The 22093-nt window shown below is 68.1% G+C and carries 23 protein-coding genes and 1 tRNA gene; 7 read left to right on the top strand and 17 right to left on the bottom strand.

Annotation, left to right across the window (positions count from 1 at the left end):
- The first annotated feature begins 4 nt into the window (after positions 1-4).
- Positions 5-1144, top strand: a complete 1140-nt coding sequence (locus JKL49_RS18430; protein WP_215342492.1) for a thiolase C-terminal domain-containing protein — start codon at positions 5-7, stop codon at positions 1142-1144.
- A gap of 167 nt (positions 1145-1311) precedes the next feature.
- Here the strand turns inward: JKL49_RS18430 and JKL49_RS18425 are convergent, their stop codons facing one another.
- Positions 1312-2844, bottom strand: coding sequence for an MFS transporter (locus tag JKL49_RS18425; protein ID WP_215342490.1), 1533 nt, complete (start codon positions 2842-2844; stop codon positions 1312-1314).
- A gap of 238 nt (positions 2845-3082) precedes the next feature.
- Between JKL49_RS18425 and JKL49_RS18420 the strand changes: the two genes are divergently transcribed.
- The 3 genes from JKL49_RS18420 to JKL49_RS18410 are packed head-to-tail and all read left to right on the top strand — an operon-like array spanning position 3083 to position 5073.
- A complete protein-coding gene (locus JKL49_RS18420; protein WP_215342488.1) occupies positions 3083-3685 on the top strand; it encodes a response regulator in 603 nt (200 codons plus the stop codon).
- 26 nt (positions 3686-3711) lie between these two features.
- Positions 3712-4182: a hypothetical protein gene (locus JKL49_RS18415; RefSeq protein WP_215342486.1), complete on the top strand. Its 471-nt coding sequence runs from the start codon at positions 3712-3714 to the stop codon at positions 4180-4182.
- 39 nt (positions 4183-4221) lie between these two features.
- Entirely contained in the window at positions 4222-5073 is an 852-nt protein-coding gene (locus JKL49_RS18410) for a tetratricopeptide repeat protein (protein ID WP_215342484.1), read from the top strand.
- A gap of 210 nt (positions 5074-5283) precedes the next feature.
- Here JKL49_RS18410 and JKL49_RS18405 read toward each other — a convergent pair whose 3' ends face one another.
- From JKL49_RS18405 to JKL49_RS18390, 4 genes are all read right to left on the bottom strand, one after another.
- On the bottom strand, positions 5284-5874 hold the full coding sequence (locus tag JKL49_RS18405) for a tetratricopeptide repeat protein (RefSeq protein WP_215342482.1): 591 nt from the start codon (positions 5872-5874) through the stop codon (positions 5284-5286).
- A gap of 387 nt (positions 5875-6261) precedes the next feature.
- Positions 6262-6351, bottom strand: a tRNA-Ser gene (locus JKL49_RS18400).
- A gap of 48 nt (positions 6352-6399) precedes the next feature.
- Entirely contained in the window at positions 6400-7362 is a 963-nt protein-coding gene (locus JKL49_RS18395; RefSeq protein WP_215342480.1) for a hypothetical protein, read from the bottom strand.
- The gene (locus JKL49_RS18390; RefSeq protein WP_215342478.1) at positions 7329-8246 is read right to left on the bottom strand and encodes a tetratricopeptide repeat protein; all 918 of its coding nucleotides are present in this window, start codon (positions 8244-8246) and stop codon (positions 7329-7331) included. The genes JKL49_RS18395 and JKL49_RS18390 overlap by 34 nt, the downstream gene beginning before the upstream one ends.
- A gap of 118 nt (positions 8247-8364) precedes the next feature.
- Between JKL49_RS18390 and JKL49_RS18385 the strand changes: the two genes are divergently transcribed.
- A complete protein-coding gene (locus JKL49_RS18385; RefSeq protein WP_215342476.1) occupies positions 8365-8703 on the top strand; it encodes an MmcQ/YjbR family DNA-binding protein in 339 nt (112 codons plus the stop codon).
- Between the two features lie 156 nt (positions 8704-8859).
- Here JKL49_RS18385 and JKL49_RS18380 read toward each other — a convergent pair whose 3' ends face one another.
- The 4 genes from JKL49_RS18380 to JKL49_RS18365 all read right to left on the bottom strand — a co-directional run bounded on the left by JKL49_RS18380 (position 8860) and on the right by JKL49_RS18365 (position 11750).
- Positions 8860-9558 (bottom strand): DUF599 domain-containing protein, encoded by a 699-nt coding sequence (locus JKL49_RS18380; protein ID WP_249778113.1) that lies wholly within the window; start codon positions 9556-9558, stop codon positions 8860-8862.
- Positions 9559-9625: 67 nt separating this feature from the next.
- Positions 9626-10954: an MFS transporter gene (locus JKL49_RS18375; protein WP_215342475.1), complete on the bottom strand. Its 1329-nt coding sequence runs from the start codon at positions 10952-10954 to the stop codon at positions 9626-9628.
- A 67-nt stretch (positions 10955-11021) separates the two neighbouring features.
- Positions 11022-11180 carry a DUF3309 family protein gene (locus JKL49_RS18370; RefSeq protein WP_215342474.1) on the bottom strand — a complete coding sequence of 53 codons (159 nt, stop codon included), beginning with the start codon at positions 11178-11180 and terminating at the stop codon, positions 11022-11024.
- 171 nt (positions 11181-11351) lie between these two features.
- A complete protein-coding gene (locus tag JKL49_RS18365; RefSeq protein ID WP_430700828.1) occupies positions 11352-11750 on the bottom strand; it encodes a DUF983 domain-containing protein in 399 nt (132 codons plus the stop codon).
- Positions 11751-11935: 185 nt separating this feature from the next.
- Here JKL49_RS18365 and JKL49_RS18360 point away from each other — a divergent pair, with 185 nt between their 5' ends.
- Positions 11936-12130 carry a hypothetical protein gene (locus JKL49_RS18360; protein WP_215342471.1) on the top strand — a complete coding sequence of 65 codons (195 nt, stop codon included), beginning with the start codon at positions 11936-11938 and terminating at the stop codon, positions 12128-12130.
- An 8-nt stretch (positions 12131-12138) separates the two neighbouring features.
- On the opposite strand, the gene JKL49_RS18355 is transcribed toward JKL49_RS18360, so the two are convergent.
- Together JKL49_RS18355 and lepA are read right to left on the bottom strand one after the other, a co-directional pair.
- Entirely contained in the window at positions 12139-12276 is a 138-nt protein-coding gene (locus tag JKL49_RS18355; protein ID WP_215342469.1) for an entericidin A/B family lipoprotein, read from the bottom strand.
- A 244-nt stretch (positions 12277-12520) separates the two neighbouring features.
- Positions 12521-14326, bottom strand: coding sequence for a translation elongation factor 4 (gene lepA / locus JKL49_RS18350; RefSeq protein ID WP_215342467.1), 1806 nt, complete (start codon positions 14324-14326; stop codon positions 12521-12523).
- A 140-nt stretch (positions 14327-14466) separates the two neighbouring features.
- Here lepA and JKL49_RS18345 point away from each other — a divergent pair, with 140 nt between their 5' ends.
- On the top strand, positions 14467-15141 hold the full coding sequence (locus tag JKL49_RS18345) for a DUF1134 domain-containing protein (RefSeq protein ID WP_215342465.1): 675 nt from the start codon (positions 14467-14469) through the stop codon (positions 15139-15141).
- Between the two features lie 194 nt (positions 15142-15335).
- Here JKL49_RS18345 and JKL49_RS18340 read toward each other — a convergent pair whose 3' ends face one another.
- From JKL49_RS18340 to pheS, 6 genes are all read right to left on the bottom strand, one after another.
- Positions 15336-15896, bottom strand: a complete 561-nt coding sequence (locus JKL49_RS18340; RefSeq protein WP_215342463.1) for a TIGR00645 family protein — start codon at positions 15894-15896, stop codon at positions 15336-15338.
- The gene (locus JKL49_RS18335) at positions 15893-16120 is read right to left on the bottom strand and encodes a hypothetical protein (protein WP_215342461.1); all 228 of its coding nucleotides are present in this window, start codon (positions 16118-16120) and stop codon (positions 15893-15895) included. The genes JKL49_RS18340 and JKL49_RS18335 overlap by 4 nt, the downstream gene beginning before the upstream one ends.
- 177 nt (positions 16121-16297) lie before the next feature.
- A complete protein-coding gene (locus tag JKL49_RS18330) occupies positions 16298-17905 on the bottom strand; it encodes a hypothetical protein (RefSeq protein ID WP_215342459.1) in 1608 nt (535 codons plus the stop codon).
- A 222-nt stretch (positions 17906-18127) separates the two neighbouring features.
- Complete coding sequence (pheT, locus tag JKL49_RS18325) at positions 18128-20500, bottom strand: phenylalanine--tRNA ligase subunit beta (RefSeq protein ID WP_215342457.1); 2373 nt, start codon at positions 20498-20500, stop codon at positions 18128-18130.
- Positions 20497-20901 carry an ASCH domain-containing protein gene (locus JKL49_RS18320; protein WP_215342455.1) on the bottom strand — a complete coding sequence of 135 codons (405 nt, stop codon included), beginning with the start codon at positions 20899-20901 and terminating at the stop codon, positions 20497-20499. Before JKL49_RS18320 ends, pheT begins: the two co-directional genes overlap by 4 nt.
- Positions 20901-22007, bottom strand: coding sequence for a phenylalanine--tRNA ligase subunit alpha (gene pheS, locus JKL49_RS18315; protein ID WP_215342453.1), 1107 nt, complete (start codon positions 22005-22007; stop codon positions 20901-20903). The genes JKL49_RS18320 and pheS overlap by 1 nt, the downstream gene beginning before the upstream one ends.
- Between the last annotated feature and the right edge of the window lie 86 nt (positions 22008-22093).

Raw genomic sequence — 22093 nt, 5'->3', positions numbered from 1 at the left:
GCATATGAAACCGAAATCCGTCGCGGTCGTCGGGGCCGCAGAAACCACCAAGATGGGCAAGATTCCGGACGTTTCCGTCCTGGGTCTGCACGCCGACGCCGCTCTCAACGCCATGAAGGACGCGGGGCTCAAGCCCTCGGACATCGATGGCGTCGCCACCGCCGGGGTCAGCCCCGTCGAACTGGCCCAGTATCTCGGCATCACGCCGACCTATGCCGACGGCACCAGTGTCGGCGGCTGCTCCTTCATGCTGCACGTCCGCCATGCGGCCGCCGCCATCAATGAAGGCCTGTGCAAGACCGTCCTGATCACCCACGGGGAATCGGGCCGTTCGCGCGTGGGCGCCGGCGGCTTTGGCCGCAACGCCACCTCGCTGATGGGCCAGTTCGAGATGCCCTATGGCGTCACCAGCCCGCCCACCATGTTCACGATCCCGGTGCTTCGCTACATGAAGACCTACGGCGTGACCGAGGAAGACCTGGCCATGGTCGCCGTGATCCAGCGGGAATGGGCGGCGCTGAACCCGCGCTCGTCCTTCAAGGACCCGATCACCGTCGACGACGTGCTGAACTCGCCGATGATCGCCTGGCCGTTCCGGATGCTGATGTGCTGCCTGGTCACCGACGGTGGCGGGGCCCTGATCCTCACCAGCGCCGACCGCGCCAAGGACTTCCCCAACAAGCCGGTCTTCGTGCTGGGCACCGGGGAAAGCGTCGAGACCCCGATGGTCAGCCAGATGGAGGACTTCAACTCCTCCAAGGCGTTCCGCGTCTCGGGCAAGAAGGCCTTCGAGGAAGCCGGCATCAAGCATGCCGACGTCGATCACTTGATGATCTACGACGCCTTTGCGCACCTGCCGCTCTACGGCCTGGAAGACCTGGGCTTTGTGAAGCCCGGCGAGGCCAAGGACTTCGTGCGTGAACGCAACACCGCCATCGGCGGCAAGCTGCCCATGAACACCAACGGCGGCGGCCTGTCGTACATGCACTCGGGCATGTACGGGATGTACGCCCTGATGGAGAGCGTCAAGCAGATGCGCGGCACGGCGGCGGCCCAGGTGGAGGGCGCCAAGATCAGCGTCTGCCAGGGCGTCGGCGGCATGTTCGCCGCGGCCGGCACGGTGATCTTCGGCAACGAAGGCTAGATCGTTTTCAACGACTTACCGCACCCCATGCTGCGCAGCATGGGGTGCAGCAATTTCGCCCTTCCCGGGAGACCGGGGAGGGCGTTTTTACGGACGGCGCGGGACTCCGCCCTGTCCCTGGGAGTCACCCAGCAGGCGCAGGACGGTCTCGGAAATGGATTGCTCCATCAGGGGGCGGTCGGTTCAGCCAGGGGGGTGTTGGCCGTGGTCGGCGGCGCGGCAGGCGGATCAGGATCATGGCCGAAGCTGGAGAGGCGCTGCGCGGCGACCTGGCGACGGATCTCGGCGTGGGCCTCCCGGGTGATCCGGTAGCCCATGCCCACCAGCAGTGGCGCGACATAGGCCAGGGGCACGAGGACGCCGGCCACCAGGCCCAGGCGGAAGACGATGTCGGGGTCGATAACGCCGGTGGTCTTGCCCACCGGCCATTGGATCACGTTCTGCAGCAGCAGGCCGCCGGCCAGGACCCCCACACCCGCCGTGGCCTTGGTGGAGAACGACAGGGCCGCGGCGAACATGCCCTCCTGGCGCTTGCCATTGCGGAGCTCCTGGGCGTCCAGGGAGTCGGCCAGCATGGAGATGAACATCACCCCCAGAACGGTGCCCAGGAAGGTCCGGAAGATCGTATTGGCCAGCAGCAGAATCAGCAGCGCTGGCTCGCCATTGGCCGGGAGCACCTCCAGCAGCCGCAGGCTGATCATGGTCACCCCGTCCAGCAGCAGCAGGCCAAAGCAGCCCAACATCAGGATCTTCTTGTCCAAGATCCGTTGCATGCGGGGGAGCAGGACGAAGGCGGCCGCTGCGCCGAAGAAGGCCAGGCTGAACCAACGCAGTTCCGCCGATCCCAGGCCCCAGAAGTAGGTCGACATGTAGATTTCGAGCGCGCTGGTGGTGCCCCCGATGCAGGCGCTGAGCAGTGCGCCCATGAAGAGGACCAGGAAGTCGCGGTTGCTCAGCATGCTGAACAGCTCGTCGATCATCCGGCGCAGGCTGAAGCTGCTGGCCGCCGCCGGCTGGACCAGGAACGGGATCTCCCGGCGGGTCAGTTGGGTGGCCACGAGGGCGGCGAGGCCGACGCAGACCGCCAGAACCGGGGCGAAGAGCACATAGTTGTCGGCGTTGAGCTGTCCCCTCGGAAAGGCCGGGGTGGCGGGGAAGATGAAGGTCCAGACCGAGAAGGTGAACGCCAGGCCGCCAATCCATCCCACGGCGTAGCGCCAGACCACAATCTCGGTGCGCTCGGCATAGTCGTCGGAGAGTTCGGCCATCAGCGCCGTCCAGGGCACGCTGAACAGGCTGATGGCGATGCCGACCAGGGCGGTGGTGGCGAAGATCCAGGCAAACAGGCCGTTGTGGTCGAGGCCGGTGGGGGGTGAGAACACCAGGTAGAGGCCCAGGACCAGGGGCAGGACCGAGGCGTACATCAGAGGGTGCCGCCGCCCGAGCCGGGACTTCAGATTGTCGGAGAACGACCCGATCAAGGGATCGACCGCGCCGTCCAGCACGGTGGTCAAGGCGATGGCGGTGGCCACCAGGACCGGCGGCGCGCCCAGCACCTGACTGTAGAAGAACAGCAGGAAGGTGTTGAACCCAAAGCCCTTGAACACGTCGGGCAGGGCGCCCAGGCCTTGAAAAAACTTGGTGGAGAGCGAAATGGGCCCGACTCGTGACGTCTTCCGAACGTAGATTGCGCCGACCATGCCGTCTCCCAGCGCAGACTTTGAACCCGCGTTCGCCGCGTAGCCAAGACAGCGTTGGCGCAAACCTCTCATGGGTGGCAGGCTCCGGCAAGACGGCGCCTTGGGTCTTCGTCTCCCCTGCCGTGGCGCCCTGTCGCACCCCGTGGAAGGTGTTCTTAACCCTCTCTGCGCACACTGGAAGCTGTCACGCGCCATGAGCGGAAGGACGGACCGGGGCTTCCCGGCTTGAAGGATAGCAATGGGTCTCAGCCCCGATTCCCGCGCCCGGTTCAACCTCGAGCGAGCCTCCGTGCTGCTACTGGAGGAATCGACGATGGGCATGAGCATCCTGGTGCAGATTCTCAGCGGATTCGGCGCCAAGGTCCTGCACCGCGCCGAGAACGTCGAGGAAGCCCAAAGCCTGGTGGGCAAGGTCGAACTGGACCTGGTGGTGGCCGACGCCCTGGGCGCGGGTGGTGCGGGTTATGACTTCGTGAGCTGGCTGCGCCGCTCGCGGATCGAACCCAACTGTTACGTGCCGGTGCTGCTGACCGCGGGACATACCCCGGGCGGCGCCGTGCAGAAGGCCCGCGACTGCGGCGCCCATTTCGTCATGACCAAGCCGCTGACCCCCATCGCCGTCCTGGAGCGCGTGCTCTGGATCGCCCGAGAGGGCCGGCGGTTCGTGGAATGCGACAGCTATATGGGCCCCGATCGCCGCTTCAAGAACGAGGGCGTTCCCGCCGGCCAGGTCGGACGGCGGCGCGATGACCTCGCCGGCGATGTCGGCGAGGCCAGCGAGCCCAACATGGAACAGGACAGCATCGACGGTATGCTGAAGACACGGCGGGTGCAGCTTTGAGCTCGGTAAAGATTCACGTTCCCGTTGTGCGGCTGGCCAAGCTGCTGCGCACCCCCGGCGGCCTGCCCGTCGCCGACGCCGTCAAACGGGCGGGGGCGGGGCTGGAGAGCCTGCGCGCCGAGTGCCTGGACGAACTGCGGGTGACCTTGGACCAGGCCGAGCTGTGCGCCAACCGCGCCAACGGCGAGTATGACGCCGCCGTCGCCGACGAGCTCTACGCCATCGCCAGCGCCGCCATCGGGGTGCCCACCGCCTGCGGGCTCGCGCCGATCGACACCGCCCTGGTCAGCCTGGCCGACCTCACCGATTATCTGAAGACCCGCAAGACCTGGGACGCCAACGCCGTGGCCGTCCACCTGCGCGCCTTCCGCCTGCTGCTGCACACCGAGGCGGGCAAGGACAGCAACGGCACCAAGGCGATCCTGGAAGGCCTGCGCCGGGTCAGCCAGCGCTACGCCAAGACCGCGGCGGACGCGCCGAGCGCCGCGGCGGGGTAGACCCTTTACGCCGGCCCCCGCAGCCGCTTCACTGCGGGCATGGCTGAAGACGATATCCGCGAACGCTCCCGCCGCACCCTGGAGCGCGCCCGATCGAACTATGAGCGAGATCCCTCCCTGCCCAACACCGTCTGGTACGGCCGGGTGCTGGGGTTCCGCTATCGGATAGACGAGGCCATCGCGGTGTTCAGCGAGGGGTTGGGGCGGTTCCCCGACTCGTTCGAACTCCTGCGTCAGCGCGGTCACCGCTATCTCTCGACCCGGAGGTTCGCCGAAGGCCTCGCCGACCTGACGCGGGCGGCGGAGCTGCTGGAAGGCCTGCTGGAGTGGATCGAGCCCGACGGCGAGGGCAGCGAGTTGCCGGTGCCGGCCACCAGCATCCAGTTCAACACCTGGTACCATCTGGCCCTGGCCCACTATCTGCTGGGGGACTGGGACGCCGCGGAGGCCGCCTACCGGCGCTGCCTTGAGTGGGTGCGCGCCGACGACCCCGACGGGCTCACCGCCTGCAGCGACTGGCTCTACATGACCCTGCGCCGCAAGGGCGACGAGGCGGCGGCCGATGAGGTGCTGGCGGCGATCCCGGCAGGGCTACCCGACACGGCCTTCGTCGAGGGGCCGTCCTACTATCGCCGCCTGCGGATGTACCGGGGCGAGTTTGCGCCGGAGGACCTGCTGACCCCGGACCTGGGCTCCCAGGTAATCCACGACCTGGAGACCCTTTACGCGACGCAGGGCTACGGGGTCGGCAACTGGCATCTCTACAATGGCGAGACGCAGCGGGCCCGCGAGGTGTTCGAGCAGATCCTCCGCGGCCGCAGCAAGTACGCCTTCGGCTACATCGCCGCCGAGCGCGACCTGCGGGAGATGGGGGCCGGCCCAGGGGCCTGAAACGGCCAGTCCGCGCTCGCTGGCCACACCGGCCCCCGCGGTTGACCCGCAAGGCCGGTGGGAGGCGGGGCAAGCCGTCGCGCTAGGCGGCGTACCCGAAGCATCCGCCTTAGGTAGATGGGCTCAGCACACGGGCGAGGAACTCACCGCCCAGGCGCAGGCCTGCGTCGTCGATGCTATGGGGGCGCCTGCTCTAGCGGGCAGCGGCGCCTACGGCCGTGTCGGCTTCCATGCGCTCGCCAGCCGCTGCGCCTCGGCTATCTCGGCCGGGGTCATCGAGGTGGTGATGACATCGCGAGCCTTGCCAGCGCTGGTGTCGCCCTGCGCCGCGGCGAGGTTGAGCCACATACGGGCCAGGACATAGTCCTGAGCCACGCCCTGGCCTGTGGCGTACGCAATGCCGAGGTTGGTCTGCGCCTCGGCGTCGCCCTGGTCGGCGGCTTTGCGGTACCAGGCGGCGGCGGCGGCATGGTCCTGGGGCGCGCCTTGGCCATTGTCGTAGAGTAGCCCGAGGTTGAACTGTGCGTCGGAGTGCCCCTGATCGGCGGCTTTGCGGTACCAGGCGGCGGCGGCGGCATAGTCCTGCGGCACGCCCTGGCCGGTGTCGTAGAGCAGCCCGAGATGGTACTGCGCGACGGCATTCCCCTGGTCAGCAAGCGGCCTCACGAGCTGAAGCGCTGTCATATAGTCGCCGCGAGCGAACGCGTCGTCCGCGTCCTCAGCCGGACCGGCCCATGCCACCCCACAGAGGCGCAGGGCAAGCACGGCGGCGGTGATGAACACTTTGGTCAGTCGCAGCATGGCAACGCCCGGCAGTTCAGGGCGCCAAGATGGTGGGCTACAGCCCGGGAGTCCAGCGCAGCGACTCTGCCATATCGTCTGTTATTTTATGTTTGCCGCAGGCGGTCTCCAGCCGACCTTTCGGCGCTGTTCTCGCGTGAGGTTACAGATCGTCAGATCGGCGGGCAGATGACGGGCGGCGCGACGTTGCGGAACAGGCCATGCGCCTCTGCACGCGACCCGTCGCGGCCAAACCGTCGTCACGCTCAGCGGGAAACGCCGTCCCGAATGCGCCCCCGCGACTAGCCTGCTTTCGGCCAATTCAAGCTCGCACCGAAGCCCAGCGGGAGGGCCGAAGGTGGGGCCGAAATGCTGAAAGTGGAATTTTTCCAATAAAATCAGGGATATTGGCGGTGAGAGAGGGATTCGAACCCTCGTTGGGCTTTCACCCAAACACGCTTTCCAAGCGTGCGCGATCGACCACTCCGCCACCTCACCGGCCGTCGCGAACCGCCCGGAGGCCGTTCGCGAAGGCGCGCAATATACTCAGGAAGGTTGGCGGGGCAAGCGGTGTCCGGCCGCCGCGGCAAGATGGTTGGGATCGAACAGGGAGCGGGCCTCGCGGCGGGTGAGGGCGGCCTCCAGTTTCATGCTGTCGGCGGACCATCTGGCGAGGTTTTCCCGCGCGTCGGGGCGGTCCTCGCGCAGGGCCTGGGCGATCCCGGCGAGGCGGGTGTCGGCGGCGCGCAGGCGGTGGCGGTCACCACGCAGGGCGGCGTAGCGCTCGTCGATCAGGCCCAGCCGGGCGCGGGCGGCGGCGATCATGACCCCGGCGGCGGGACGGTCGCCGCGGGCGGCCAGGGCGTCGGCGGCGGCCAGGGCCCGGCGGGCGTCGGACATCAGGGCCTTGACGGTGACGGGTTCGGCGCCCGCGCGGGGGCAGGCGGTGGGCGACAGGGCGCGAACATAGTCGATCAGGCCCGCCAGCACGGCGGGCGGCGGCTCGGGTCCATCGAACTCCTGGGTGACCAGGCCGTGGATGAAGGGGGGCAGGTCGGCGGGGGCGACCTTGAGGCCGGCGCGGGGGCCGCTCAGGTCGGGGATGGGGACCGGGTCGTCGATGCCGTCGCCACGGTGGGAGCTGAACAGGGACGAGGTGACGTCGGCGCTGCCCGGCGGCCCGGAGACGCCGGGGAACAGGAAGTCGGGATTACTCCGCCCCGAGCGGTGGCAGGTCTCGCAGGCGACCCCGGCGCGGGCCGCCTGGCCCCCCAGCACGGTCGGCGTGCGGAAGGCGGCGCGGCCGATCTCGACCGACAGACGGGCGTGCGGGTCGGGCTGCGGCGACAGGCATTCCGTCGGGGCGGTGGTGAGCACGCGCACCACGTCGGCCTGGGGCGCCAGCCAGCGCTGGGCGCGCAGGGGCGCGTCGGCGGCCGGCGCCGCCGCGATCCCGAGCAGGGCGAAAGCGACCGCTAGCTGGACGGTTCGTGGCCGGCGTCGACCCAACGGCGCAGCTCCTCGGCCTCGGCGCAGCCATAGGCGCAGATGCGGTCAAGCCTCGCCAGCATGACCCGGGCGCCCTTCAGGTCGCCGCGCTCCACCTTCAGCTCGCCGTAGTATTCGGTCGCGCCGCGATGCTCGGGCGCGATGACCAGGGCCTGGCGGTAGTAGGTCTCGGCCCGGTCGAACTGACCCTTCTTGCGCCAGGTGTAGCCCTGGTAGGTGAGGATGTCGGGGTGGGGGCCGAGCGCCTCGCGGGCGGCGGCCAGCGAGGTCAGGGCCTCGTCATAACGGTGCTCGTTGATCAGGCTGACGGCGGCGACATAGGCGCGGTCTCCGGCGGCGGGGCCGGCGAACAGCAGCGGGCCCGAGGCGGCGACCGCCGATCCGGCGATGGCGCTCTCGACGGCCTTGACCGCCGTGGCCAGGGCCGGGGCGTCGCCGCAGGTTCCGCAGGCGGTGGCGCGGGCCTTGAGCCAGTCCAGCTGCTCTTGCGCCTTGGCGTCCTTCAGGCCGCCCAGCGCCACGCCCAGGCCGCGGTGGGCCTCGATGTTGTCGGGTTCGAGCTTCACGGCCTTGTCGTAGGCGCGCTTGGCGCCCTTCAGGTCGTTCTGGCCGGCGTTGGCGGTCCCCAGCAGGCGCCAGGCCTCGGCGTTCTTGGGCACGGCGTCGACCACGTGGACCAGGGCGCGCTCGGCGGCCTTGTAGTCCTTGTCGTTGAGGGCCTGGATCGCCTTCACATATTCGGCGGCCGGATCGTATGACGGAGCCGACATCGACGGCATGTCGCCGCCGCCGCCTCCACCGCCGCCGGAACTCCAGGCCGCGCCCGTGAGGGTGAGGCTGAGCATCGCCCCCAGGAGCAGCGTCCCGCGCAGTCTGTCACCCATCATCGCCTCCCTGACGTTTGGCGTAACATTGTCATGCTTCGCGTCCGGCGTCAGCGGGTCTGGTGGGCAAAGGGCGCGCGCTCACCGTATGTTGAGGTCCGCAGCGACAAGGACCCTCATGACCCCCGGAGAGATCGACACCGCCTGCCTGGCCCTGACGGGCGCGACCAAGGTCGTGCAGTGGGGCGGCAGCGAGGTCTACAAGGTGGGCGGCAGGATCTTCGCCATCGCGGGTCTGGCGGGCGGCCTGATGTTCAAGGTCACGGACCTGGCCTACGAGGTGATGACGCAGAGCGGGATGGCCAGGCCGGCGCCCTATCTGGCGCGCGCCAAGTGGGTTTCCTTCGACGACCCGGCGGCGCTGGACCCCGATGAGGTGGTCGATTGGCTGAAGACCGCCCACGGCCTGATCGCCGCCAAGCTGACGCGGAAGCAGAGGGCCGAGCTGGGGCTCTAGAATTCCTCCCCCTTCCGGGGGAGGGGGACCGCGTAGCGGTGGAGGGGGCTTGGGCGTATCCAATCCAACGGGCTTAGCCCCCTCCGTCTCGCAGGCGCTGCCTGCGATCCACCTCCCCCGAAACGGCCTGTGGCCTGGGGGAGGAATTTGAGGAGGCTAGCCGCCCAGCAGCGCGCGGATGTCGCGGATCGCGCCGGCGGCCTTGGAGTGGCGCTGGCGCCAGATCAGCAGGCTGACGGCGCCAAGCGTGGTGACCAGGAAGGGGATGGGCCCGAACAGCCAGGCTGCCGCCGCGAGCGAGAAGTAGTAGCCCCGCACCCCGGCGTTGAAGGCCGAGAGCGCCGGGTTCAGCAGCTTCGCGGCCGCCGCGCCGTAGCGGTCCTTGAAGGCCTGGTCTTCGGTGTCGGGCGCCGCGCCCACCACGGCGATGCAGTAGTTCATCTGGCGGATGGCCCAGATGAAATCCAGCAGGCCGCGGGCCAGCGCGATCAGGACGAGCGCGATCTGGAACTCGAACAGGATGCGGGTGGAGGTCTTGATCACCACCAGGCTGGAGGCCGAGCGAAAGGTGCTCTCGCCGCCGAACAGCACGCTGGCCGCGCCGGCGATCAGGATCAGGTTGGAGGAGGCGAAGAAGGAGGCGGAGTTCAGCACGTGGCCGAACAGCTGGCCGTCCATGAACTTGTTCTCGCGGCCGGCCATGTTCTTCATCCAGGCCAGCCGGATGACGGTCATGTCGGTATTGATGGCGCCCTTGCCCCAGGCGGCGGCCTTCAGCAGCGGCTCATAGGCCAGCCACACCAGCAGGAAGACGACGAGGGCCGCCAGGTCCAGGGGCGAGAGCAGCAGGCGCAAGCTAGACCCTTTCCAGCTTAGAGCATGTCCGGGCGGCGAACCGGATCCCACTTGCGCCTGACATGCTCTAGTCCTCCGTGATCAGGCTGTGCTTGTTGGTGTTGCGCAGGGTGAGCGCCACCAGGAAGGCCAGGCCCATGGCCGTGGCGACATAGACGTAGAAGCCGCTCTCCATGCCCTCCTTCTTGAACCACAGGGCGACGTATTCCGCCGTGCCGCCGAAGACCGCGTTGGCGGTGGCGTAGGGCAGGGCGACCCCCAGGGCGCGGACGTGGGCCGGGAACAGCTCGGCCTTCAGCACCGCGTTGACGGCGGTGTAGCCCGACAGGATGAGGACCAGGGCGCACATCAGGGCGAAGGCCATCATCGGGTCCTTGGTCACCGCGATTTGGCTGAAGATCGGATAGGTGAAGATGGTCCCCAGCAGGAAGGCCAGGGTCAGGGTGGTCTTGCGGCCCACCTTGTCCGACAGCAGACCAAACAGCGGCTGGGCGAACATGTAGACCCCCAGCGCCGCGGCGGTGATGGCGGTGGCCGAGTCCTTGGTGAAGCCCGAGGTGTTGACCAGGAACTTCTGCATGTAGGTCGTGTAGGCGTAGAAGGCCAAGGAGCCCGCCGAGGTCAGGGCGAAGATGGTCGCCGTCTCCCTGGGGAACTTGGCGAACAGCAGCATGGTCCGGGAGCGCTCGGCGCCCTCGGCCTGGGCGGTCAGGTAGGACTGGCTCTCCTCCAGGCCGGTGCGGATCCAGAACACCACGATGGCCAGGACCCCGCCGATGGCGAAGGGAATCCGCCAGCCCCATTCCTCGAGGTCGGCCTGGGACAGCACGTTCTGCAACAGGATGAGCACCCCCAGTGCCGTGAGCTGGCCGAGGATCAGGGTCACGAACAGGAAGCTGGACCAGAAGCCGCGGCGCTGCTTGCCGGACATCTCGGACATGTAGGTGGCGCTGGCGCCGTACTCGCCGCCGAGGGAGAGGCCCTGGACCAGACGGGCGAGGACCAGGGCCACCGGAGCCGCGGACCCGATCATGCCGTAGTCGGGGATGATGGCGATGGCGAAGGAGCCGGCGCACATCATCGAGACCGAGACGGTCAGGGCCTTCTTGCGGCCGGCGCGGTCGGCGTAGAGGCCCATGAACCAGGCCCCGATGGGGCGGGCCAGGAAGCCCACGGCGAACACCGCGGCGGCCTGCAGCAACTGGGCGGTCTCATCGCCCTTGGGGAAGAAGTGCTTGGCGAAATAGAGGGTGAAGGAGGAGTAGGCGAACCAGTCGTACCATTCGACGAAGTTGCCGGCCGACCCGCCCAGGATGGCCTTGGCGCGCTGGATCGGGGTGAGGCCGGGTTTCACCGCCTCGGGCGGAAGTTCGCCGCCGCTTTCCGTAACCGTCATGCATCCCCCCGAACGATATTCGGGGGGATGCTAAAGGGTCTTGGCCCTTACGCGAAGGGCGCTTGCGCTATATCCGGCCCATCAGGACCAGGATCAGGACGATCACCAGGACCAGGCCCAGGCCGCCGGAAGGCAGGTAGCCCCAGGAGCGCGAGTGGCCCCAGGTGGGCAGGGCGCCCACGAGGGCGAGGACGAGGATGATCAGCAGAATCAAGCCGAGCGACATGGGTTAGCCTCCCTTGAGCCCGACGATCTGCCAGGCGTTAAGGCCGGAAAACGAGCGTCGCAGGGGAAGGTTGCGCGAGACCTTTCCCATGAGGAAAAGTCTCTTAGTTATTGGTGGTCGCGTGACGGCCGCCTGAACCGGTAGCCACTTCAGGCTGTCACGCTACCTGCCCTAGTCGGCCATGTCGGCGGTGTGCAGGTGGGCGTCCGAAGCCTTCACCTTGAGCGCGTAGAGCAGGCCGATGAAGGCGCCCTTCACCCGGGGCAGGATGACCAGCGTCGCCACCGCCAGGGGGATCAGGGTGGCGGGCAGCATGATCGCCGCCGGGGCCTGCCAGATGATCGGGAAGAACAGCAGCGGCGCCACCAGCAGGTGGCCGACGATCAGGATGGTGAAATAGGCCGGGCCGTCGTCGGCGGGGTACTGGGCGATGTCGTGGCCGCAGACCTGGCAGCGCGGCTCGACCTTCAGGTACTTCCAATAGAGCGAGCCCCGATCGCAATTGGGGCAGCGCCCGCGGAGACCGCGGATCATGGCCTGGACGAGGGTGGGACGTTCATGACGAGACATGATCGACATATGGGTATCGGGGCCTTGGGAGTCCAAGGTGACGGGCGGTCGCATAGGGAACATGGTCTTCGAAATCCCAGGCGGGGCTTGGAGTTCCCCAGGCAGGGCGCGTCGTTAGGTCCCACCGCGCCTACGGGAACGTATCCCCCGCGCAACCCATTGATGAGAAGACCCGGAGAAGATTCATGAATTCCGATCCTGCCACGCCCGTCCCCGGCAAGCCGGCGCCTGACACGGCGGCCTCCGGCAAACCGGTCCACGGCCATACCGGCCCCACCACCCTGGCCGAGGACAAGATGCGCGACGCCGGCCCGGCGGCCGCGCCACCGGGGGACAAGGCCAAGATCGCGGAGGCGGCCTCCCGGGAGGAGGACGCCTGACCTTCCGCCTAGCGCTTGGCGTCGTCAGCGGCGCCGCTGACCGCGCGGCCGGCGGCCGAGACGTCACGGCCCGCGCCGGAGATGGTGTTGCAGGCGGCGGTGAGCATCGCGGCGGCGGCGATGGCGAGAACCAGGGTCTTGCGCATTGGAGAACTCCTCAAGGACAGACCGGCGTCATAGCCAAGCTTGAGGGCGATTTCTAGGCGAGGGCGCGGGCCCCCGGCAAGGGGCTGGCATGTGGCGGTGCGCAGCTGGATGGATAGGCCCACCACCCACCGCTCGTCCCGGCGAAGGCCGGGATCCAGATCGTAGGTCCCGACCTCAACCAGGAACCCGAGAGCGGCAGATGTATCTGGGTCCCGGCCTTCGCCGGGATGAGTGGTTTGAGCCCTAGTCCGCGTCCATCTTCAGCGCGGCGATGAAGGCTTCCTGCGGGATCTCGACCTTGCCGAACTGGCGCATGCGCTTCTTGCCGGCCTTCTGCTTGTCCAGCAGCTTGCGCTTGCGGCTCATGTCGCCGCCGTAGCACTTGGCGGTGACGTCCTTGCGCAGGGCGCGCACGGTTTCCCGGGCGATGATGCGGCCGCCGATGGCCGCCTGGATCGGGATTTGGAACATGTGGGGACTGATGAGGTCCTTCATCTTCTCCACCATGCCGCGGCCCCGGGCCTCGGCGCGGTCGGCGTGGACCAGCATGGAGAGCGCGTCGACGGGCTCGGAGTTCACGAGGATCGACATCTTCACCAGGTTGCCGACCCGGTAGTCCTCGATGGCGTAGTCGAAGGAGGCGTAGCCCTTGGAGACGCTCTTCAGCCGGTCATAGAAGTCGAAGACCACCTCGTTGAGGGGCAGGTCGTAGACCACCAGGGCGCGGCTGCCGACGTAGCTCAGCTCCCGCTGCTCGCCGCGGCGGTCCTGGCAGAGCTTGATCACCGAGCCGAGATACTCGTCGGGCGTCAGGATGGTGGCCTTGATCCAGGGTTCGGCGATGGTGGCGATCTTCACCGGATCGGGCAGGTCGGCCGGGTTATGCAGCTCCATCTCCGAGCCGTCGTTGAGGCCGATCTTGTAGACCACGGACGGCGCGGTCGCGATCAGGTCGAGGTCGAACTCGCGCGACAGGCGCTCCTGGATGATCTCCAGGTGGAGAAGCCCCAAGAACCCGCAGCGGAAGCCAAAGCCGAGCGCGGCGCTGGTCTCCATCTCGTAGGTGAAGGAGGCGTCGTTCAGGCGCAGGCGGCCGATGGCGGCGCGCAGGTCCTCGAAGTCGGCGGCGTCCACCGGGAAGAGGCCGCAGAACACCACCGACTGGGCGACGCGGAAGCCGGGCAGGGCCGTGGCCGTCTGGCGCTTCTCGTCGGTGATGGTGTCGCCGACGGCGGCGTCGGCCACCTGCTTGATCTGGGCGGTGATGTAGCCGATCTCGCCGGGGCCAAGCTCGCTGGTCTCGGTCTGCTTGGGGGTGAAGACGCCGATGCGGTCGATCTGGTGGGTGACGCCCGCATTCATCATGCGCACCTTCATCCCGGCCTTCAGCACCCCGTCGAGGACGCGGACCAGCACGACGACGCCCAGATAGGGGTCGTACCAGGCGTCCACCAGCAGGGCCTTCAGCGGGGCGTCGCGGTCGCCCTTGGGCGCCGGCAGGCGGGTGACCACGGCCTCCAGGACGTCGGCGATGCCTTCGCCGGTCTTGGCCGAGCAGAGCACGGCGTCCGACGCGTCGATGCCGATGACGTCCTCGATCTGCTGGCGCACGCGCTCGGGCTCGGCGGCGGGCAGGTCGATCTTGTTGAGGACCGGGACGATCTCGTGATCGTTGTCGATCGCCTGGTAGACGTTGGCCAGCGTCTGGGCCTCGACGCCCTGGCTGCTATCGACCACCAGGATCGAGCCCTCGCAGGCGGCCAGGCTGCGGCTGACCTCATAGGCGAAGTCGACGTGGCCCGGCGTGTCCATCAGGTTCAGGACATAGGTCTCGCCGTCGCGGGCCTTGTATTCCAGGCGGACGGTCTGGGCCTTGATGGTGATGCCTCGTTCGCGCTCGATCTCCATGTTGTCCAGCACCTGCTCGGTCATCTCACGCTTGGTGAGGCCACCGGTCTCCTGGATCAGGCGATCGGACAGGGTCGACTTGCCGTGGTCGATGTGGGCGACGATGGAGAAGTTGCGGATGTGGGAAAGAGGCGTGCTCATGGTGGCGCAGCGTCTAGCACATTCCGGCGCGCCTGCGAGGGTCCCCCGGCCATCATGCTTAATCGGACGTTAAGCCGGACCGCCGCATTGATGGCGCCAGGGGATGGGAGGCTGCTTTCGCCTTCATTCGGGGACGTTCCATGGACCGCCGCACACTGATCGTTTCGGGACTCGCCGCGCTGGGCGCCGCCGAGGCCGCCAAGGCCCAGCCGCAGGGCCAGCCGGGGCCGTACCAGACGCCGAACTATCCGGCCGCGCCGCCGCCTTATCAGGGCCAGAACCCCAACTCTCAGGGTCAAAACCCCAACTATCCGGGCCAGCCCCCTCCGGCCGAGCCCTTCACCCGCGAGGAGATGGTCAACAACGTCTCCGACTTCCTGGGCGTGACGGCGGAAGCCGCCGGCGGCGCCATCGAGCGGGTGTTCCGCGACAACGGCCGTCCCACCGCCTATATCGCCGGCCAGGAGGCCTCAGGCGCGATCTCGATCGGCGCCCGCTACGGCAAGGGCCTGCTCTATATGAAGAACCGCGAGCCGATGGAGGTCTTCTGGCAGGGCCCCTCGGTGGGCTGGGACCTGGGCGGCAACGCGTCGCGCGTCTTCACTCTCTGCTACAATCTCCAGTACCCGGAGATCCTCTTCCAGCGCTTCCCGGGGGTCGAGGGTTCGGCCTATCTGGTGGGCGGCGTGGGGGTGAACTACCTGCAGTCCGACGAGGTGATCCTGGCCCCGATCCGCGCCGGCGTCGGCCTGCGCCTGGGGGCCAATATCGGCTATCTCGGCTTCAGCCGGAAGCGCAGGGCCTGGCCGTTCTAGGGGCGGTCCTCGGTTCGGACTGAACTCTCCCTGTCCGTCATCCTCGGGCTTGTCCCGAGGATCCATAAACACCGTGACGAAGACGGCCTTCCGCGGAGAGGTTCGCGTGACTTCCGGACAGGCGGAGATCATGGATCCTCGGGACAAGCCCGAGGAAGACGATCTTGCTGATCGGCCCGCGTTGGCCCAGCCGCCTAGTGCTTGTCGGTCTTGGACGCCAGCAGGTCCATCAGGGCCAGCATGACGCCGGAGACCACGAAGGTCAGATGGATGCCTACCATCCAGCCGAGCGTGCGGTCGCCGATCGGTTCGCCCTCGGACAGCCGCATGAAGGCCCGCAGCAGGGCGATGCCGGAGATCGCCACGATGGAGGCGATCAGCTTCATCTTCAGGCCCGAGAAGTCCACCGTGCCCATCCAAGCGGGGCGGTCCTCGTCGTCGCCGGTGTCGATCTTCGAGACGAAGTTCTCGTAGCCCGAGAAGATCACGATCAGCAGCAGGTTACCCGCCAGGGACAGGTCGATGAGCGACAGGACCATGAGGATGGCCTGCTCGGGGTTCATCCCGCCGATGTGGCTGAGCTCGTGCCAGGCCTCGTTGAAGAACACCACCACCAGCCCGGCCAGCGCCAGGACCAGACCCACATAGAAGGGCGCCATCAGCCAGCGGGACCGGAACAGTCCGGTCTCCAGCCAGCGTTCCAGGACGGGCTTGGGGGCGTGCGGTTTGGCGGGGTTCGGGACGGGCGTGCTCATGCCTGTTTTATGGGGCGGCGCAGGAGGGGTTTCAAGCAATCCTCCTGTGTCACCCCGCCCGAGGCCTTGCTGCGCAGCTTGGCCCCGGCCGCCACCTCGGCCCCCACCACGAAGGCGAAGTCGCGGCGAAGCGGCATCAGGGCTGATAGCTCCAGGGCCGGCTTGGTCTTGGTGGACTTCTTCTTGCCCTCTGGGAGGGCGTCGAGGTTGAGCTCGAAGGCCACCAGCGGGCCGTCGGCGCGCCCAGGCCGGAAGCGCCGCCGGTGATCACGGCGGAAATGCTGCTGTCGGGTTTCATGGCCTGGTTCCGTCCGATGCGCGACTTCGCCGGACCCCACAACCGTTTCCAGCCGCCGCCAAGATTCACCTGGCGGCAGGGGTTTGCAGGGAGCTCCGCGGGTTCAGCGCCCGCCCTTGCCGTCGGGGTCCCCGCAGCGCAGACGCCAGATATAGAGGTCGCGCTCATCCTCAGGCAGGAGCGGCGTCGCCGTCGAAGGCTTGCGATAGGGCAAGTGGGCGACCTCGTCCTGGCGCCAGACGGTCAGGGGCGCAGCGCGATATTGCGTCAGGTTCGGCCGCAACAGGGCGATGGCCCGCTGCTGATAGACTCCGATATCGTGCTCATAGCTGATGATGTAGCTGACGCCGCGGCGGCACAGCAGAGTCCGAGGGTCGGCTTCACCCAGCAGAACCTCGAGATAGGCCTTGTCACCGACCAGCCCCTCCAGCTGGGTGACGGGTCCCTGGTACTCTGCGGCGAACGAGCCGGCCCGGTCCCCCATCGCCACCCGGGCGCCCTTCAGCAGACCGCCGTACAACTGAACCGCCTGATGGCTCGACGCCGCAAAGTCGTTGTCGTGGCGGAACGGCTTGAGATAGGCCGCGATGGACCCCAGGGCTAGCAGGCCAAGCCCGCCGATCGCCAAGGCGAGGCCGGCCCGCTCCAACCCCGCCCTTGTGACATGGCTCGACAGGCGTATCGCCGCCGCGTCCATGTAAGGGGGCAGGATCAACAGGCCGGCGGCCATCGGCAACAGGATCGCGAAATTGTACCAGGGCCAGAGGATCCACGACGACAGGAACAGCAGCTTGGCCAGGTAGAGCGCCCCGCCGAGCGTGGAGGCGATCGCCAGGGCCCGGCCGATCGTCCCCGGTCTGGATAGGGCCACCAGCAAGGGAGAAGCGAGGAGCGCCAGAAGGGTCAGTCCGTAGAACCGGGCATGCTGGCGCGGATCAAAGGGCGACAATTGGGCCAGCATCGGGTGGTTGATCTGCAGGCCGCCCAAGGACTTGATCGAGCTCGAGATCGGCATGGCCACCCCAAAGGTCTTCAGGTTGTAGAGGGCGTAAGCCAAGCCCAGGACGCTCAGCACAGCGAACGCGGAGGCGCGCGCCGGGCGTCCGGTCGGCAGAGCAACGACCAGGGGAACCACGAAGAATGCCGAATCTATACGCGCTCCGATGCAGACTGCGGCCGCGAGGCCGATCCAGACCCCACGCCTGGGCTCGGGCGCGGCCCACGCGGCCACCGTGAGCAGCACCGCGAAGCAGAGGGACCAGAGTGCGACTTCCATGCCTTTCAGGCCGATGCTGCCGATCAACAGGGCGAAAACCCCGGTGAATCCGACTTGCGCCAAGCCATGCTCGCGGGGGGCCAGCCGCAGGAGCAGATAGAGCGCGCCGGCCAGCATCAGCGCCTGCAGGACCAAGATGGCGAACAGCGAGGTTCCAATCGTGAGGTGCTGCATAACCAGCGCGGCCAACCACAGGGGGTGATAGCCATTGGTCAGGGACTGGTGATCGAAGGTGCTCGCGCCGGTGGCCGCGAAATTCCTGGCCACGATGAGGTAGTAGTAGGCGTCGTCCTCAATATAGAGGCCGCCCGAGTGGCGTTTTCCAAGGATGGTGGCCAGGAAGAAGCCCAGGGCGACCAGGGCGCACAGGGTTGGCCAGCGACAGATGGCGGTCGTCCACCAGGGGCGGGGCGGATGTGCTGATCCAAGACGCATACTAGCTCAACCTATACGGGCTCGGTGCAGCGGTAAGGCGAAAGTCGTCTCGCCCCTTTGGACGCCACGCTACTCTAACCGGCAAGTCTATTGAACGGGACACCGTGATCGGGACACACCCGCAGGTGTGGATCGGCTGTTTTTCGCGCATGCGCCAGTCTGACTGTCTTTCAGCCTGGACACGTCGCCCGGACGTTGCAGGGTCCGGCGCCCCGCGGAGCCCTAGCCCCGCAGCTTGGCGCCCACCGCCTTTTCCGCCGCCGCCACGATCCTGGCCGAGAGGGCCTCGATCTCCGGCTCGGTCAGCGTCTTTTCGCGGGGCTGGACCAGGACCTCGATCGCTACCGACTTGGAGCCCTCCGGCACGCCAGGACCCGAATAGACGTCGAAGACGCGGGCGTCGGCGATCAGGGCCTTGTCGGCGCCGAGGATTGGGCGGACCAGGTCGCCGGCCGCCACCTCGGCCCCCACCACGAAGGCGAAGTCGCGGCTGAGCGGCATGAGGGCCGACAGCTCCAGGGCGGGGCGGGACTTGGTCGCCTTCTTCTTGCCCTCGGGGAGGGCATCGAGGTTCAGCTCGAAGGCTACCAGCGGGCCGTCTGCGTCCAGCGCCTTGAGGATGCGCGGGTGCAGTTCGCCGAACTCGGCCACCACGGTCTTGGGGCCAAGTTGCAGGCGGGCCGAGCGGCCCGGATGCCACCAGTCGGAGGTCGACCCCTGGACCAGCTGCAGGTTCGGCGCGCCGATCTCCTCCAGGATGGCCATCAGGTCGGCCTTGAGGTCGAACAGCGGGTCGGACTTTGCGCCGTCCCAGCGCCGGGGCGGGTGCGGGGCCATCAGGGCGGCCAGTACGGTGATCTGGTCCTGCGGTTCGTCGCCCCGATAGAGCGGGCCGATCTCGAAGGTCGCCAGGTCAGGGAAGCCGCGCCGGGCGTTGCGGCCTGCCGCCTCGATCAGGTTGGGCAGGATGGACGGACGCATGCAGTCCAGGTCCGAGGCAATAGGATTGGTGAGCACCAGCCTGGCGTCGCCGCCGCCGAACAGTTTCGCCGTCGCCTGGGCCGTGAAGCTCCAGGTGATGGTCTCGGCATAGCCGCGGGCGGCCATGGCGCGCCGCGCCACGCGGACGCGGCCCTGGCGGACGGTGAGCACGCCGCCGGCTGGGGGCGCGATCTGCGGCAGCGGGGTGGCGGGCAGGGCGTCGTAGCCCTGGATACGGGCGACCTCCTCGACGAGGTCGGCCTTGCCTTCCACGTCGCGACGCCAGGACGGCGGGGTGACCTGGTCGCCGGCGATCGCGAAGCCCAGCTTGGTGAGAATCTCGTCGATCCGGGAGTTTCCGATATCCAGGCCCGACAGCTGCTTCACATAGGTCCGGTCGAAGCTCATGGCCACGGGCGGGGCGGGCGCCTCGCCGGCCAGGGTCACCTCGGAGGCCTCGCCCCCGCAGAGTTCCAGAATCAGCTTCGTCGCCAGCTCCAGGCCGGGGACCAGGGACTGCGGGTCGACGGTGCGGGCGAAGCGGTACTGGGCGTCGGAATTGATCCCGGTCGAGCGGCCGGTCTGGGCCGTCAGGATCGGGTCGAACCAGGCGCTTTCCACGAAGACGTCGGTGGTGGTCTCCGAACAGCCGGTGCTCTCGCCGCCCATGACGCCGCCCAGGCCGATGGCGCCTGAGGCATCAGCGATGACGCAGATGTCGGGGGTGACGGCGTAGGTCTTGCCGTCCAGGGCCGGGATCTCTTCGCCCACCGCGCCCATGCGGGCCTCGATGAAGCCGCCGGTCAGCTTGGCGGCGTCATAGACGTGCAGGGGCCGGGCGCGGTCGTAGGTGATCAGGTTGGTGATATCGACGAGCGTGTTGATGGAGCGCAGGCCAATGGAGGTCAGGCGCTGGGCAAGCCATTGCGGCGACGGCCCGTTCTTCACGCCGCGGATCAGGCGGCCGGCGAAGGCCGGGCAGGCGTCGGGCGCGGGCAGGCGGATCTCGATGGGGTTGGGGGAGGTCCCGGGAACGGGTGCGACGGCTACGTCCTTCAGGGTCCCGAGGCCGGCGGCGGCCATGTCGCGGGCGATACCGACGACGCCCAGCCAGTCGGGGCGGTTGGGGGTGACCTCGAAGTCGATCACCGATTCCAGGCCCAGGGCCTGGGCGGCGGGCGTGCCGACGGCAAGATTGTCCGGCAGCTCCATGATGCCGTCGGACTCGCTGGCGGCCTCCAGCTCGGAGGCCGAGCACAGCATGCCGTTGGAGACCACGCCGCGCACGGGCTTTTCCACCAGGGTGACGCCCAGGCCCGGCACATAGGCGCCGATGGGGGCGTAGATGGTGGTCAGGCCGGCCCGCGCATTGGGGGCGCCGCAGACGATTTCCTTGCGGCCATCGACGGTGTCCACCTGGCAGACCCGCAGGCGGTCGGCGTTGGGGTGCTGCACCGCCTCGACGATCTTGGCGACGGTGAAGGCGGCGAGCTTGGCGGCTGGGTCGGCGACGTGCTCGACCTCAAGGCCCGCCATGGTCATGGCGTCCACCAGTTCGGCGGCGGTGGCGGTGGTGTCGAGGTGCTCGCGCAGCCAGGAGAGTGTGAACTTCATTGGTCGGCTCCTTCGCCGAGACTCTCGATCAGCCGGAAGCGCTCACACCAGAGCATCATGTCCGGGGCGTATCCGCCGTTGCGGGTGAAATAGGCGCGGTGGCCTTCGCGCCAGTCGTCCAGGGTCTCGTCGCCCTCACCCTCGGCGACGGCGAAAGCCAGGTCGATCTCATCGAATCGGCGCTGGTCGAGGGCCAAGGTTTCTATGACCGCGCGGGAACGGCCCTGGCCGTCCTTGACCACCCAGCGCTTGCCGGCCTGAGTCTGCTGGCCATCGGCGATCGACCAGCAGGTGGCGGTCTTCGCGCCGGAGAGCACGAAGGCCAGCAGCCGGTCGGCCATTTCGGGGCTGTCGCCGAAGCTGAAGCTTTCGAGCGAGCGCCAGTCCTGGGTCTCGACCATCACGACAGCCCCGTCGCCGGGTTGGGGGCGGCGAAGGGCGAGAAGCCGTAGTGCTGCAGCCAGCGGACGTCGGTGGCGAACATGTCGCGCAGGTCGGGCATGCCGTATTTCAGGACGCCCAGCCGGTCGACGCCGCAGCCGAAGGCGAAGCCCTGCCAGATGTCGGGGTCCAGGCCGCAGTTGCGCAGCACATTGGGGTGGACCATCCCGCAGCCGAGGATCTCCAGCCAGTCGGTCCCCTGGCCGATCTTCACCTCGCCGCCGGAGCGGTCGCACTGGACGTCCATCTCGGCGCTGGGCTCGGTGAAGGGGAAGTGGTGGGGACGGAAGCGGGTGACCACGTCCGGGGTCTCGAAGAACCGGCCGAGGAAGGTCTCCAGGGTCCACTTCAGGTGGCCCATGTGGATGGCCTTGTCGATCACCAGACCCTCGATCTGGTGGAACATCGGCGTGTGGGTCTGGTCGCTGTCCTTCCGGAACGTGCGGCCCGGCACGATGACGCGGATCGGCGGCTCTTGCCCTGAGGCGATCCACGGGGCGGCCGGCTTCTGGTTGGTGCGGTTCATGACGCGCACCTGCACCGGGCTGGTGTGGGTGCGCAGCACCTTGCGCTCGCCGTTCTCGTCCTCCGGCAGGAAGAAGGTGTCGTGCATCTCGCGCGCCGGGTGCTTGGGCGGGAAGTTGAGCGCGGTGAAGTTGTTGAAGTCGGTTTCGATGTCCGGCCCTTCGGCGAGCGAGAAGCCCATCTCGGCGAAGATGGCGATCATCTCGTCCATCACCTGCATGGTGGGATGGACCCCGCCCTTGCGGCGCGGCGGCGCCGGCAGGGAGAGATCGACGCCTTCGGAGGCCAGGCGGGCGTCCAGCTCGGCGGCTTCCAGGGTGGCCTTGCGCGCGGCGATGGCGGCGGCGACGCGGTCGCGCAGGCCGTTGATCAGCGGGCCCTGTTCGCGGCGCTCGTCGGGGCTCATGCCCCCCAGCGACTTGAGCAGGTCGGAGATCGCCCCGGACTTGCCCAGGGCCGAGACCCGGACGGCCTCGAGGGCGGTAAGGTCGGCGGCGGCCGCGATGGCGGCGGTGAGGTCGGCTTCGAGTTTGGCGGTCATGACACGGCGTTCTTAGAGGGGGTGACAGGGCGCGGGAAGAGGACAGCAAAAAGCCCTCCGGCGGTTCGGCCGAAGGGCTTTGAATG

The sequence above is a fragment of the Phenylobacterium glaciei genome, from assembly GCF_016772415.1.
GTDB lineage: Bacteria > Pseudomonadota > Alphaproteobacteria > Caulobacterales > Caulobacteraceae > Phenylobacterium > Phenylobacterium glaciei.
The sequence above is the reverse complement of the archived record's forward strand: the minus strand, read 5'-3'. Positions and strand labels throughout refer to the sequence as shown.

Coding starts and splice junctions, on each gene's coding strand:
- JKL49_RS18430 (WP_215342492.1), top strand. CDS start 5: ATGAAACCGAAATCCGTCGCGGTCGTCGGGGCCGCAGAAACCACCAAG.
- JKL49_RS18425 (WP_215342490.1), bottom strand. CDS start 2,844: ATGGTCGGCGCAATCTACGTTCGGAAGACGTCACGAGTCGGGCCCATT.
- JKL49_RS18420 (WP_215342488.1), top strand. CDS start 3,083: ATGGGTCTCAGCCCCGATTCCCGCGCCCGGTTCAACCTCGAGCGAGCC.
- JKL49_RS18410 (WP_215342484.1), top strand. CDS start 4,222: ATGGCTGAAGACGATATCCGCGAACGCTCCCGCCGCACCCTGGAGCGC.
- JKL49_RS18405 (WP_215342482.1), bottom strand. CDS start 5,874: ATGCTGCGACTGACCAAAGTGTTCATCACCGCCGCCGTGCTTGCCCTG.
- JKL49_RS18390 (WP_215342478.1), bottom strand. CDS start 8,246: ATGGGTGACAGACTGCGCGGGACGCTGCTCCTGGGGGCGATGCTCAGC.
- JKL49_RS18385 (WP_215342476.1), top strand. CDS start 8,365: ATGACCCCCGGAGAGATCGACACCGCCTGCCTGGCCCTGACGGGCGCG.
- JKL49_RS18375 (WP_215342475.1), bottom strand. CDS start 10,954: ATGACGGTTACGGAAAGCGGCGGCGAACTTCCGCCCGAGGCGGTGAAA.
- JKL49_RS18370 (WP_215342474.1), bottom strand. CDS start 11,180: ATGTCGCTCGGCTTGATTCTGCTGATCATCCTCGTCCTCGCCCTCGTG.
- JKL49_RS18365 (WP_430700828.1), bottom strand. CDS start 11,750: ATGTCTCGTCATGAACGTCCCACCCTCGTCCAGGCCATGATCCGCGGT.
- JKL49_RS18360 (WP_215342471.1), top strand. CDS start 11,936: ATGAATTCCGATCCTGCCACGCCCGTCCCCGGCAAGCCGGCGCCTGAC.
- JKL49_RS18355 (WP_215342469.1), bottom strand. CDS start 12,276: ATGCGCAAGACCCTGGTTCTCGCCATCGCCGCCGCCGCGATGCTCACC.
- lepA (WP_215342467.1), bottom strand. CDS start 14,326: ATGAGCACGCCTCTTTCCCACATCCGCAACTTCTCCATCGTCGCCCAC.
- JKL49_RS18345 (WP_215342465.1), top strand. CDS start 14,467: ATGGACCGCCGCACACTGATCGTTTCGGGACTCGCCGCGCTGGGCGCC.
- JKL49_RS18340 (WP_215342463.1), bottom strand. CDS start 15,896: ATGAGCACGCCCGTCCCGAACCCCGCCAAACCGCACGCCCCCAAGCCC.
- JKL49_RS18330 (WP_215342459.1), bottom strand. CDS start 17,905: ATGCGTCTTGGATCAGCACATCCGCCCCGCCCCTGGTGGACGACCGCC.
- pheT (WP_215342457.1), bottom strand. CDS start 20,500: ATGAAGTTCACACTCTCCTGGCTGCGCGAGCACCTCGACACCACCGCC.
- JKL49_RS18320 (WP_215342455.1), bottom strand. CDS start 20,901: ATGGTCGAGACCCAGGACTGGCGCTCGCTCGAAAGCTTCAGCTTCGGC.
- pheS (WP_215342453.1), bottom strand. CDS start 22,007: ATGACCGCCAAACTCGAAGCCGACCTCACCGCCGCCATCGCGGCCGCC.